This is a genomic window from Pasteurella atlantica (assembly GCF_963693435.1).
In the GTDB taxonomy this organism is placed as follows: domain Bacteria; phylum Pseudomonadota; class Gammaproteobacteria; order Enterobacterales; family Pasteurellaceae; genus Phocoenobacter; species Phocoenobacter atlanticus.
In genome coordinates this window covers 1,542,676-1,556,325 of the sequence record NZ_OY856306.1, presented here as the reverse complement: position 1 = coordinate 1,556,325, position 13,650 = coordinate 1,542,676, and the positions used below count along the sequence as shown (strand labels likewise).

Below are 13,650 nucleotides of genomic sequence, written 5' to 3'. Positions count from 1 at the left end.
ATAATTGTAAATAAATGTGTATAATTCGCACCTGTATTTTTTCATAATAAAGTAAGTAAATAGAGTCGGTAAAAGTAGGTAAATAACTTGAAATATATAATTTTAGCAGCAGAGCGTAAAAAGAGAAAACAACGGAAACGTTGGATAATTTTTTTTGCTGTGTTTTTTTTATTATCGTTGAGTATTTTTTTTGCATTTAAAAAGCAAGATCAAGATATAGTCATACAAGAACAAGCCATTATTAGTAGTGATGATATTTTTGTTAATGAAAGTTTGATTGATCAAGTTATAGATATTTCTGATGAATTAGTAAAAGCAACAATCCCTATATCAGAGGATTTGGTTGGAAAAGACGTTGTAACGGAAGGTGTAAATAGTCCTTTAGAAAATAATTCTGATCCTGAAGAATTTGATTATACAGTTAAAGTAGGTGAAACATTAAATGATGTTTTTGAACAATTTGGTTTAGACCAAAGTATTTCAAAAGATTTAATTAAAAAATATCCTAAACTTTCTCATTTGAAATCAAAACAACAGATTTATTTAGTGGTTGAGAATAATAAATTAAAACATATGAGTTGGTTTGTTTCTGAGAAAGAAGAGCATATTTTTGATCGAGAGAAAGATGGCGATTATTCATATAAAGAAATACTGAAGAAAGGTGTGTGGAAAAAAGAGTTATTAAAAGGCGAAATTGAGGGGAATTTAAGTGTAAGCTTACAAAAATTGGGGATATCGTTACGTCAAATTAGTCAATTAGCAACAGGCTTAAAACCACAATTATCATTAAAAAGACTTCGAAAAGGGGATGAGTTTGTTGTTTTGGCAAATTGTGAATATGTTGATAATAAGCGTATTACGGTAGGAGAGATTGAAGGTTTTCGTCTGACTCGAGGAAAAGAAGATTATTATGCGATTAAAGCTACTAATGGACGTTACTATGGTAAAAATGGTGCCGTACAAAATAAAACAAAATTTTCTCGTTATCCGTTACGTTTTAAACCTCGAGTGACCTCAAGATTTAACCCATATCGCCGTCATCCAATTACTCGTAGAGTACGACCTCATAAAGGGGTAGATTTTGGTGTTAAAACTGGAACATTAATTATTGCACCTGCCGATGGTATTGTTTCAGTCGTTGCTTATCAGCGTCGAGGAGCGGGTAAATATATAAAAATTCAACATAATAAAAAATATGCAACAGTTTATATGCACTTAAGTCGTCAATTAGTGAAGCGAGGGCAACGAGTGAAGAAAGGACAACGTATTGGTTATTCTGGAAACACAGGGCGTTCAACAGGTCCTCATTTACATTATGAATTTCATATTAATGGCAGAGCAGTAAACCCTATGACAGTCAGGTTACCGGGAGTTAATGCTAACTCTACAATGTCAAATAAAGAACGAAAAATATTTTTAGCAAAAGCTAAACGTATAATAAAGAAATTAAAATAGAATTTAAGGATAAAAAATGAAAAAAAGTTTACTTGTTTGTTTAGGGTTATTTATTGTTAGCAATGTATTTGCTAATAATACAAAATTACAAACACAGTTAGAAGAAATGGGTGCTAAAAATATTCAAATTAGTGATTCTGTGTTGCCAAACTTTAAATCTGTTATTTCAGATCAAGGAGTGATACAAATTAGTAACGATGGACGTTTTATTATTCAAGGTTCTATTTTAGAATTTAAGAATGATAAGGTAACAGATATTACCTATAAACCATTAATGCCAGAGCTGGAAAACTTAAAAGATGAAATGATCATTTTTCCCGCTAAAAATGAAAAATATGTGGTTTCTGTATTTACAGATATCAGTTGTGGTTACTGTCGATTACTTCATTCAGAAATGCAGGAATATAATGATTTAGGTATAACTATTCGTTATCTAGCATTTCCTCGTGCTGGGTTAAAAAGCCAAACCGCTCGTCAAATGGAAGCGATTTGGGCAGCAAAAGATAAAAATTATGCGTTAACTCAAGCAAAAAATGGAAAATTACCTCAGACATTAGCCACACCTAAAATGATTAATAAGCAATATGATTTAGGTGTGAAGTTTGGCATTAGAGGAACACCAAATATGATTACGTCTAAAGGTGAAGTCATAGCAGGTTATGTCGCACCAAAAGAATTACTCAAAATGTTACAAGAATAATCCCTTTTAAAGCGGTATGATTTAATTAAAAATTTGCAAATTTTTTATAAGATCGTACCGCTTACTTTTAAATAAGAAATTATGTCATTAAATAAAATCATACAACAACGCTTTCCCCTTACAACAGAAAAACTATCTGATAATCCATTACTTAATCGTCTTTATCAAGCTCGAGGTATTACTTTACCTCAACAATTAGAATATGGGTTAAAAAATCTACATTCTCCAATGCAATTTGCCAATATTGAAAAAATGCTCGATCTATTGATTGAAATTTATCATCAACAGAAAAAAATTATTATTGTGGGGGATTTTGATGCCGATGGCGCAACCAGTACAGCATTAACATTATTAGCATTAAAGCAGCTTGGCTTTTTAGATGTGGATTATTTGATCCCTGATCGTTTTTCACAAGGTTATGGATTGAGTAGCAGTGTCGCTCAAATGGTAATAGATAGGGGCGCAGAAGTTGTTATTACAGTAGATAACGGTATTTCTTCAGTGGAAGGGGTTGCTCTATTAAAACAACATCATATTCAAGTGCTGATTACGGATCACCATTTACCCCCAGAAGAATTGCCTTGTGCTGATGTGATTATCAATCCAAATTTAGTTGACTGTAGCTTTCCTTCTAAATCATTGGCTGGCGTGGGCGTTATTTTTTATGTAATGTTAGCGTTACGTAGCCGAATGCGAGAGCAAGGTTTATTTAAGGAAAAAGAACCAAATTTAGCTGAGTTATTGGATTTAGTTGCATTAGGGACGGTAGCTGATGTTGTGCCTTTAGATCACAATAATCGAATTTTAGTGCATCAAGGCATTAATCGTATTCGTTCTGGTTATTGCCGAGCAGGAATTAAAGCCTTAGTTGAAATTGCAAAACGAAATATTAACCAGTTAAAAGCCAGTGATTTAGGATTTTCGATTGCCCCTCGTTTAAATGCTGCAGGGCGTTTAGAAAATATGGCGTTAGGTGTGGAATTATTGATTTGTGATGATATGAGCAAAGCACGTCAAATTGCGTTTGAATTGGATAGTTTAAATCAAACACGTAAAGAATTTGAGCAAGATATGAAAACGGAAGCTCTTTCAATTTGTGCAAAACTGCCTAATTTAATGCAAAATTTAAAAGCATACGGTATTGTGCTTTATCAACCTGATTGGCATCAAGGTGTGATTGGTATTTTAGCTTCTCGTATCAAAGATCAGTTTAATCGCCCTGTCATCGCCTTTGCACAAGAAAGTGAGGAGAGTGAATTTATTAAAGGATCGGCACGTTCGATTTCTGGTTTACATATGCGTGATCTATTGGAGCTTATTGATCAAAAACACCCTGATCTTATTCTGAAATTTGGCGGTCACGCAATGGCGGCGGGATTAACTATTCATCAAGATAATTTTGTGCATTTTCAAAAAGTCTTTGATGAAATCATTAACCAAACAGTCAGTGCGGAACAGTTACAAAATATTATTTATACCGATGGTGAGCTGCAACATAATGAGTTTAATTTAGAAACAGCACGTTTAATTCAAGAAAGTGGACCTTGGGGACAAACTTTTCCTGAACCACTTTTTGAAGGTGAATTTAAAATTATTCAACAACGTTTAGTGGGCAGTAAGCACCTTAAAATGATGGTAGAAATTCATAATCAATTATTTGATGCGATTTTATTTAATGCAGATTTAACCCTGTTTCCAGATTTGTCGATTAAAACGGCGCGGTTAGTATATAGTTTAGATATTAATGAATTTCGTGGGAATACCAGTTTACAGTTGTTAGTAAGAGAAATTTTTGTTTAATTTTTTAGAAGGTAAATACTATGTCATATCAAGCAGTTGCATTTGATTTAGATGGTACATTATTAAGTAGTAATGGCACGATTTTAGAATCGAGTAAACAAGCAATTCAAAAAATACGTGAAAAAGGAATTAAAGTCTATATTGTAACAGGACGTCATCATACGGCGGTTCGTCCTTATTATGCGGAATTAGGTTTAGATACGCCAGTCATTTGTTGTAATGGCACCTATTTGTATGATTTTCATCAAAATAAAGTGCTAGTGTCTAAGCCATTACCTCCTAAATTAGCGTCCGATTTGATTAATTCTGCACAAGCTGAAGGTATTCATGTTTCAGTTTATTTTCGTGATGCAATGACTTATGAAGCACTTAATCCACATTTTGAACGTTTTTTAAAATGGGTAAACTCTTGTGATGAAAGTGTTCGTCCAGATGTACATCAAGTTGAAAAATATCAAGATCTGATTGATCAAGGTGTGACTGTTTGGAAAGTATTAATCAGTGATCCTGATCTCCAAAAAATGCAAAATTTTGTGAATAAGTTACCGCTTGATCAAGTTAGTCCTGAATGGTCTTGGGCGGATCGTGTGGATATTACGCATCAAGGAAATACCAAAGGGAATTGTTTAAAAGCATTATTAGAAATTGAAGGGATTGAACCACAAAAAGTGGTGGCATTTGGGGATAACTTCAATGATATTAGTATGCTTGAATTTGCAGGCTTAGGTATTGCAATGGGAGGCTGTGAACAAGAGGTTCAAGATAAAGCCGATAAAACCATTGGTTCAAATAATGAAGATAGTATTGCGACTGAGTTAAGTCAGCTGTTTAATATCAAATAATATCAAAAATGTCCCAAAGTATATTTATTTTGTCCCTGTTTGTGTTATACTTAGAGCAGTAATATAACTACGGGGCAAAAATTGTGAAAAAACAAAATATATTAAATTTAATTAAATATCATATTGAAAAAAATGAAAGTTCTTTTAGAAATGAGGCTATAAATATTGCAAAATATTTTGATCGAATAGGAGATACTCAGTTATCTGAATACATTATGGGGTTGATATCTGAAGCGAATTTGTATATCCCCCAGGCAAGTGATTTTGAGAGTGAATTTTTAAATAATTTTGATGTTTATAGCCTCACCCCATTAAATTTACCAATAGAAATATCTGATGATATAAAAGGCATTATTAATGCAGTAAATCATAATATAGGTATTAATAAATTTTTGTTTGAAGGATCACCTGGAACTGGGAAGACTGAGGCTGCAAAACATGTTACGAGGTTATTAGACAGGAAATTATATTATGTTAATGTTGAAAATTTGATTGACAGTAAACTAGGTCAAACTAATAAAAATATTGTAAGTATGTTTTCTGAAATAAATAGGATTCCATATCCAAATAAAGTTGTTATTTTATTTGATGAGATAGATGCTATTGCATTAGATAGAATCAATCACAGTGATATTCGTGAGATGGGGAGAGTCACATCTACAATTTTAAAAGAACTTGATAGACTAACTGATTTAAATAGAGAAATAGTCATTATCGCGACAACTAATTTATATTCAAATTTTGATAAAGCATTATCTAGACGTTTTGATGCAATTATTAATTTTAATCGATATAGTAAAGAGGATTTAATAGAAGTCTCAGAATATTATTTATCATCATTTATGAAAAACTTTAAAGGTATTTCTAAAGATATAAGATTATTTAGAAAAATATTGAATATATCGCCTGTCCTTCCTTGCCCAGGTGAATTAAAAAATATAATAAAAACCTCTTTAGCATTTAGTGATACAAAACTTCCTTATGATTATCTACGAAGATTGTATACTAATTTAGTAAATAGTATTGAACAGGTTGATATTTCTACTCTTCATCAACAAGGCTTTACAGTTAGAGAAATAGAAAAACTTAAAGGTGAATCTAAAAGCTCAGTATCTAGAAAATTAAATCAAGGAGGGGATTATTATGAATAATGTCTTGGAACTTAAAGGTAAACGATTTATTCAAGAACCAAAAAGTATAAACGGTAGTGGAATTTCGATGAACAGTAAAGTAAATGTTACATCGGAGAAAATAATACAACTAAAGAATAAACTGATTAAAATTAAGGAATTTTGGGAGAAAGAACAAAGGGTCTTTGATGGGATTTTAATCAGTGTTTATTACAATAAAATTGTAGCAAAAAGTAATCGTATTTTAGGATTATTCAAAGGGAAAAAGTCTCAGTTTTCTATTGTGGGTGCAAAATTTAATCAAGAAAAGACTAAGCATATTATCACCTATTTTTTGGATCTAGATGATTTGAATAGAAGTATAGAATTGCTACTTAAAGTAAAAGATATTTTAAATCATCAATTTTCAGAAGGAATTAACAAAAAAATATTTGAGGATGATCATAAAATAAATCAAATTTTATTTGATAATTTTGATATTAGTAAATCTAAATTTAAACAGGTTATTGCTGATGTTTCGTATATTGATAATTTTAATATAGAAATGGTAACCGGTGACGTTCAGCAAAGTATTATTACTTTATTTGATACTAATGTAGAAGTAAAAGTGCTTTTAAAAAGTATTGGGATTGATATCTTATCAAGTAGAATATTGGATGATAATACAGTCTTTTTGGATAAAGAAGAAGTAGCTCTTTTATCTAAAAAAATGCCTTATTTAATTTCTATGTCGACGGTTGATTTATCAAAATTATCTCCCAAAAACTTCCAGATAGAGCAGGAAAATAGTAATTTTTATATTCCATCACCTAATATTGAACCTACCATTGGTGTAATTGATACATTATTTGATTGCAAGGTGTATTTTAATGAATGGGTTGAGTACTATGATATGGTAAGTAAAGATATTCCTAAACAACCGCAAGATTATAATCATGGAACAGCAGTTTCCTCACTTATTGTTGATGGAGCAAGATTAAATCCATGGTTAGATGATGGCTGTGGTCGATTTAAGGTAAGACATTTTGGTGTTGCTGTTGCATCCAGTTTTTCATCTTTTACTATTATAAAACAAATAAAAGAAATTATTGCAAGTAATAAGGATATCAAAGTTTGGAATATTTCGTTGGGAAGTAATCAAGAAATTAATGATAATTTTATTTCTGCAGAAGCTGCTGTATTAGACCAAATTCAATATGAGAATGATGTTATTTTTGTTGTTGCTGGAACAAATAAACCTAACAATAGTATTGTTAAAATAGGTTCACCAGCAGATTCGATAAATAGTATTGTAGTGAATGCAGTAACTAAAGATGGTATATCAACAGAATATACTAGACAAGGTCTAGCATTATCATTTTTTGCAAAACCAGATGTTAGCTACTATGGAGGAAGTAAAGAGAAATTTATTAAAGTATGTGAGCCATTAGGGGAGGCTAATGTTGCAGGGACATCATTTGCAGCACCTTGGATTGCGAGAAAATTATCATATTTAATTGATATTTTAGGATTAAATAGAACCATTGCAAAAGCAATGATTATTGATTCAGCAAGAGGTTGGGAGGGAAAACGAACCCCACAAGAGATAGCTGTTTATGGACATGGTATTGTTCCAATTCATATAAAGGAGATTATCCATACAAAAGATGATGAGATTAGATTTTTAGTTTCAGATATTAGTGAGAAATGGAATACATATAATTACTATTTCCCAATCCCATTAAAAGATGATAAATATCCTTATATTGCTAGAGCAACAATGTGTTATTTTCCTAAATGTGAGAGATCTCAGGGGGTTGATTATACAAATACTGAACTTAATCTTCATTTTGGTCGAATACAAGATAATGGTAAATTAAAAGAAATTAATGATGATAAGCAAAACAAGGAGGATGATTATGTTTTTGAAATTACAGCCAGAAAAATGTTTAGAAAGTGGGATAATGTTAAATATATTGTAGAAAGAGAAAATAAAAGAAAGCAATCAAAAAAATCTTATACTAACAAAAACTGGGGAATGGAGATAAAAACAAATAACCGCCTAGATCAAAAAGATAGTATGGATCTTCGTTTTGGTGTTGTGGTGACATTAAAAGAGATTAATGGAGTTAATCGAATTGATGAATTTATCAAAAACTGTGTTTTAAATGGTTGGTTAGTTAATGAATTAGATATTCAAACTAGAATTGATATTAATCAAAAAGTAAACGAATATATTGAGTTTGAGTAAGTGGTATATTTATTTTAATACAGAGGAATTATGGATTTTTTATTAATAATCAAAACCTTAATAATGGGAATTGTTGAGGGAATTACAGAATTTTTACCGATTTCAAGTACGGGGTATTTGATTTTATCATCAGATCTTATGAATTTCTGGACGCCTGAAAAATCGGATCTTTTTATTGTAGTTATTCAGCTAGGAGCAATTTTAGCCGTAATTTATGATTACTGGGGACGTTTATGGCACGCTTTTATTGGTTTGATTACTGGTAAAGCCGAGGGATTAAGTAATCCACGTCAATTAGGCTTTAGCTTAATTGTGGCAACTATCCCAGTAATGATTGTCGGCTTTACCTTTGCGGATCAAATTAAAGCTTATCTATTTCACCCTATTGTAGTGGCGGTAATGCTAATTATTGGCGGTTTGTTGATTTTTTATGTAGAAAAATTACCGAAACAAATTATCGCCACAGAAGCAGAAGAAGTAGATATTAAAACGGCATTAAAAATTGGATTATTCCAGTGTTTAGCTTTAATTCCAGGAACATCTCGCTCAGGCTCAACCATTATTGGGGCGTTATGGCTTGGTGTTTCTCGTAAAGCGGCAGCTGAATTTTCTTTTTTCTTAGGTATTCCTGTGTTAATTGGTGCAGGTTTATTAGATCTATTAAAACATAAAGATCTATTACAATCTTCTCAAGATATGATGGTATTAGGTTTAGGCACACTGATTTCTTTTATTGTGGCATTACTTTGTATTCGCTGGTTAGTGGCTTGGGTGAGTCGTCGAGATTTTACGATTTTTGCGTGGCTACGTATTATTACTGGTGTCACTGTGCTAATTGCAAGCTGGGTGTTTAATTATAATATTCAAGGCTAATTTATTGTTTTAATGAACACGCTAAAAATTGCTATTTATAATGATGAAGGTGTCGGATTGATTGGCTATCAATCCTTGCTTTCATCGTTTATTTCAAAACTGCAACCTTTTCTTTCTTTTTCCATTCAACTTTATCCTATTAATGCTCAACAAATTATTAATAATCACCTTATTTTAGAAAATTTTGATGCACTGATAATTGGCGGTGGAGCTGACTTACCTTATTGTAAAAAGTTAAATGGCGTTGGTAATCAAAATATTAAAAATTTTATTGCAAGAGGAAATTTGTATATAGGGATTTGTGCAGGAGCTTATTATGGTGCTAAAAGTATTCATTTTACGGGATATGATGTTAAAAGTAGCGAAAAGTATAAGATTGTTGGTGAAAGAGAATTGGGGTTATTTCAAGGGCAAGCGGTAGGATCAATCAAAGAATTTACAAATAATGGCTATTATGATGACAGTGTAAATACCAAAGCCATAGTACAATTATCCTCAAATAATCAACCTCTATTTCAGCCATTCTATTATCACGGAGGCTGCTATTTTATTCCTGAAAATAACAGTGAAAAGGACGTTTTATTTTATTATCCAAATTTAAAAGAGAACGAGTTTTTACCTGCTGTAATCAGTGGTAAATACGGAAAAGGGCGATATTTGCTCTCAGGTGTCCATTTTGAATTATGTGATAAAGTCTATCAGACTGAAATCATTGATAAAATAACAGATGGTATTGAGTTTAAAAAAGAGCAGAGTATTCTCAATTGTTTAAAAAAACAAAATTATGGTAAAGTTATTTATAAAGAGATTGCAAAGCTATTAGATGCCCTAAATAAAGGAGTATAAAGAATGAATGTTCAATACCAAATTACAGAACAAGATTATATAAATGCAAATAGCATAAGTATAAGAAACCGTAAGAAAAATTGGCATAGTATTGTGTGGTGGTCATTATTATTTTTTATAATAGTAATACTAAGTGCTACTTTTAATCATCATTACCCAACTCAAGGTTATTTACTTTTAATAGCAATTATTTTATGTGTAGGATATGCCTTTTTTATTGGAAAACAGACGATAAAGTTTGAGTATGCAAATAATGCCTTTATTAAGCAACCGATGAACTTAACGGTAAATGAAGAGGGATGTTTATTTGTTGGTGAGTTTTCTCAAGAAAGGGTACATTGGAATCATATTTATCAGTATATTGAAAGTAAACAATACTGGTTAATTCATCTTTCACCATATCTTATACACATTGTTCCTAAAGCGGGATTATCAGAAGAGGAGCAACAACAATTCTCGACTATTTTACAGCAGAACATTGGAGAGCGTGGGAAAATAGATAAAACGATGAAATAATAGATTGTGGTTCTCGAGAATAAGGTAAATAAACCTACTATTTTAATTGGTTAATTTTTTTCAAGTGAAACTTAGATCTAATCTGTGATATAATCGTCGCTATATTTTCTATAATTTAAGATTGTTTCAGGAGTAATCAATGACGAATATAAATAAACGTTCAATAATGACGCTTTTTTCTAATAAAAATGATATCTATAGCCATCAAGTTCGTATCACACTAGCAGAGAAAGGGGTACCTTATGAAATCGAAGATATCGAGCCTAACACTATTTCTGAAGACTTACTGGAATTAAACCCTCGTGGCAATCTTCCAACTCTAGTTGATCGTGATTTAGTGCTTTTTAATTCTCGTATTATTATGGAATACCTTGATGAACGTTTTCCTCATCCTCCATTAATGTCAGTTTATCCAGTTGCACGAGCAGAAACGCGTTTAACTATTCATCGAATTCAAAATGATTGGTATGCGTTAATTGATATTGTGAATGAAAATCCAGAATCTGATGAAGCAAAAAAAGCATTAAGCCAACTGCGAGAAGAGTTTTTAGCACTGGGAAGTATTTTTGCTACAAAACCTTATTTTTTAAATGATGACTTCACTCTATTAGACTGCTATATCGCTCCTCTTTTATGGCGTATGCATAATTTAGGTGTCGAATTTACGGGTGCAGGGAGTAAGGCAATAAAAACCTATATGACGCGTATTTTTCAACGTAAAAGCTTTATTCAATCTATTGGTGGTAAACCACCAAAATCTTTAATGGACGAGAAAGAATAATGAAGCCACTACGTCCTTATCTTTATAATGCTTATTATAATTGGATCCTTGACAGTGACAATACGCCTTATTTATTGGTCAATACTGAATATCCAGATGTTGATGTACCAAAAGAATTTATCACCGAAGGTCGAATTATTTTAAATCTCTCGCCACGTTCTATTGGGCAATATACCATTGATGATGAAGCGGTAAGTTTTAGTACTCGTTTTAACGGAATGTTAAGAGATCTTTATATTCCTTTAGGGTCAATTATTGCGTTATATGCACAGGAAACCAGTGAGGGAATAATGTTCCAAGAAGAGGAGTATTATAATGAAGAAAACTACACCAACCGCCAAACTTCTCAAACTGAGATAAAAGCCAAAAGAAACTCAAAATTAAAATTAGTGAAGTAATAAACAAGCGGTTAGATTTGATGAAAAATTTGCAAAAAATACGCATAATCTAACCGCTTGTAATTTGTGTTTATGGTTACCTCTTCTTCAGGGTAAACTATGTAATGTTGTTTTTCTATCACCATTGAAGGAGTGACGAAGTATTTTCCCATCAAATGCAATGGCACTTTGTCTATTTGCTTCTCGTATTTCATTAACCCAACATAACTTTTTCTTTCACTGGTAGTAGTCACTGTTGTTGAATATAATGTTTTCATTGATTTTTCTTATTTAATAGTTAATTTAATCTGTATGCAAAGAGAAAATTTATTTGCAAGTACTTTGTGTACAAAATATTTCTTTGCTATACTATTAACTTGAACAACCTATATAAATATAAGAACAATGAAACTATTAATTAATCATTTTAGAATTTGGTGGCAAAAACCCGCCGATATTACACAAAGAAACCCAAATCGAGAAGTTTCACAATTAGAGCTATTTTATGATTTGGTTTATGTTGCAATTATTATTCAACTTACTCATATTGTTGTAGGTAATATTTCTATAACAAGTGTTTTAGCTTATGTGTCTCTCTTTTTGATGATGTTTTGGGCTTGGTTTAATGGTAGTCTTTATCACGAATTACACGGAAATCACGACTTAAAAACTCGATTTGTTATTTTCTTACAAATGATCTGCTTAATTGGTATGGGTATTTTTATCCATAGTATTTTTGATGGTGGATATCAAGGGTTTGCTATTTCTTATGGATTGTTTTTAGGACTTTTTACCATTCTTTGGTGGCGAACAGGTGTGCACGATGTCGATCATAAACCTATATCACAACCTTTTGTTTATTTATTTTGTTTGATGACCATCGCATTTTTTGTCTCTGTTTTTACGCCTGCAAAAATATCTTATTTTATTTGGATTATAGCGGTCTTTTTCTCACTTATTTTTACATTATTTTCAATGATAAAAGAAAATAAGAAAGCGAAGGCAGAGCAATTAGAAGCCATAAGAAATATCGGTGAGTCTTTTGTAGAACGATTAGGTTTACTTGGTATTATTATTTTAGGGGAAGGCGTCGCATCAATAGTTAGTGGCTCAACACATATTCATCATTGGACTATCCTCAATATACTGAATGTGATAGGCAGTTTCATTTTATTAGTGACACTTTGGTGGATATTTTTTGATTTTATTTCACGCCGATTACCCAAAAAAGATAATTATTCTAAATCAATGTGGTTAGGCTTGCATTTTCCTTTAATGGCAAGTTTAGGTTTGATTGATACAGGAATATTAAATTTACTTGAATATGTTCAAACCCCTCATTTAGCAGATAAACTGGTACTTATCATACCGATTATTATTTTTCTACTTTCTTGTATTGGGTTGATGAAGGTAATAAAAGTTTCTGATGGCTTGAAATTTATCTATAAAAATGCGGATATGCCAATGATCTTGGCTATTGTCGGATTGCTTATTCTTCTATTTTTGCCAATAAATACGACAATACTTATTTGGCTGAGCATTGCTTGTTTACTTGCTCCGATTTATTCTGCCTTTTTGATGTGGATAGAATGGAAAAGTGAAGAGACAATAAATTAAAAAATTATTATAAAACTTAAATAAACAAGGACAATTATATCAATGACAACAAATAATCAACAATTATCTAACCAGCTTTGTCATCGTTTCTATGTGATTTCAAATGCAATCACACGACGTTATAGGGTATCACTTGAAAAGATTGATCTAACTTATCCGCAATATGTAGCAATGATGGCTTTGTGGGAAGAGGATAATATTAGCGTTGGAGAATTACACAAAAAAACCTTAATTGATAATGGGTGTTTAACGTTAATGCTGAAAAAAATGTGTGATAAAAATTTAATTACACTTATCGTCAGTGACACGGATAAACGAATGAAAAAAGTGAAGTTAACAGATAAAGGGATTAAATTAAAAATTCTTGCCCAAAAAGAGCGAGATAAAATTAGGCAGGAACAAACACAAGCATTAACTGAAACAGAATATCAACAGCTTATATTTTTATTAGATAAATTCAAATCTGACTTAATTTAATAGAAA

General features: G+C 31.4%; 13 protein-coding genes and 1 pseudogene. 13 read left to right on the top strand and 1 reads right to left on the bottom strand.

Features of this window, described 5'->3' with window-relative positions:
• The first annotated feature begins 159 nt into the window (after positions 1-159).
• The 11 genes from U9966_RS07410 (at position 160) to U9966_RS07360 (ending at position 11,571) form a co-directional block, all read left to right on the top strand.
• A complete protein-coding gene (locus U9966_RS07410; RefSeq protein WP_306347941.1) occupies positions 160-1,455 on the top strand; it encodes a peptidoglycan DD-metalloendopeptidase family protein in 1,296 nt (431 codons plus the stop codon).
• 16 nt (positions 1,456-1,471) lie between these two features.
• Positions 1,472-2,155 (top strand): bifunctional protein-disulfide isomerase/oxidoreductase DsbC, encoded by a 684-nt coding sequence (dsbC, locus tag U9966_RS07405; protein ID WP_306347047.1) that lies wholly within the window; start codon positions 1,472-1,474, stop codon positions 2,153-2,155.
• Between the two features lie 81 nt (positions 2,156-2,236).
• On the top strand, positions 2,237-3,955 hold the full coding sequence (recJ, locus tag U9966_RS07400) for a single-stranded-DNA-specific exonuclease RecJ (protein ID WP_306347046.1): 1,719 nt from the start codon (positions 2,237-2,239) through the stop codon (positions 3,953-3,955).
• A gap of 20 nt (positions 3,956-3,975) precedes the next feature.
• Positions 3,976-4,797 carry a pyridoxal phosphatase gene (locus U9966_RS07395; RefSeq protein WP_306347045.1) on the top strand — a complete coding sequence of 274 codons (822 nt, stop codon included), beginning with the start codon at positions 3,976-3,978 and terminating at the stop codon, positions 4,795-4,797.
• 83 nt (positions 4,798-4,880) lie between these two features.
• Positions 4,881-5,948 (top strand): ATP-binding protein, encoded by a 1,068-nt coding sequence (locus U9966_RS07390; protein WP_306347044.1) that lies wholly within the window; start codon positions 4,881-4,883, stop codon positions 5,946-5,948.
• Positions 5,941-8,157 carry a S8 family peptidase gene (locus U9966_RS07385; protein ID WP_306347043.1) on the top strand — a complete coding sequence of 739 codons (2,217 nt, stop codon included), beginning with the start codon at positions 5,941-5,943 and terminating at the stop codon, positions 8,155-8,157. Before U9966_RS07390 ends, U9966_RS07385 begins: the two co-directional genes overlap by 8 nt.
• Before the next feature lie 30 nt (positions 8,158-8,187).
• Complete coding sequence (locus U9966_RS07380) at positions 8,188-9,030, top strand: undecaprenyl-diphosphate phosphatase (RefSeq protein ID WP_306347042.1); 843 nt, start codon at positions 8,188-8,190, stop codon at positions 9,028-9,030.
• Positions 9,031-9,042: 12 nt separating this feature from the next.
• Positions 9,043-9,876: a BPL-N domain-containing protein gene (locus tag U9966_RS07375; protein ID WP_306347041.1), complete on the top strand. Its 834-nt coding sequence runs from the start codon at positions 9,043-9,045 to the stop codon at positions 9,874-9,876.
• A gap of 3 nt (positions 9,877-9,879) precedes the next feature.
• Positions 9,880-10,392 carry a YcxB family protein gene (locus U9966_RS07370; protein WP_306347040.1) on the top strand — a complete coding sequence of 171 codons (513 nt, stop codon included), beginning with the start codon at positions 9,880-9,882 and terminating at the stop codon, positions 10,390-10,392.
• 139 nt (positions 10,393-10,531) lie between these two features.
• Positions 10,532-11,173, top strand: coding sequence for a glutathione S-transferase N-terminal domain-containing protein (locus U9966_RS07365; RefSeq protein ID WP_306347039.1), 642 nt, complete (start codon positions 10,532-10,534; stop codon positions 11,171-11,173).
• Positions 11,173-11,571, top strand: coding sequence for a ClpXP protease specificity-enhancing factor (locus U9966_RS07360; protein ID WP_306347038.1), 399 nt, complete (start codon positions 11,173-11,175; stop codon positions 11,569-11,571). Before U9966_RS07365 ends, U9966_RS07360 begins: the two co-directional genes overlap by 1 nt.
• A gap of 93 nt (positions 11,572-11,664) precedes the next feature.
• Here the strand turns inward: U9966_RS07360 and U9966_RS07355 are convergent.
• Positions 11,665-11,778: pseudogene (locus U9966_RS07355) on the bottom strand (ISAs1 family transposase); the annotation flags it as partial.
• Positions 11,779-11,955: 177 nt separating this feature from the next.
• On the opposite strand from U9966_RS07355, the gene U9966_RS07350 reads away from it, so the two are divergent.
• Both U9966_RS07350 and U9966_RS07345 read left to right on the top strand, forming a co-directional pair.
• A complete protein-coding gene (locus tag U9966_RS07350; RefSeq protein WP_306347037.1) occupies positions 11,956-13,167 on the top strand; it encodes a low temperature requirement protein A in 1,212 nt (403 codons plus the stop codon).
• A 42-nt stretch (positions 13,168-13,209) separates the two neighbouring features.
• The gene (locus U9966_RS07345; protein ID WP_306347036.1) at positions 13,210-13,644 is read left to right on the top strand and encodes a MarR family winged helix-turn-helix transcriptional regulator; all 435 of its coding nucleotides are present in this window, start codon (positions 13,210-13,212) and stop codon (positions 13,642-13,644) included.
• Positions 13,645-13,650 lie beyond the last annotated feature (6 nt).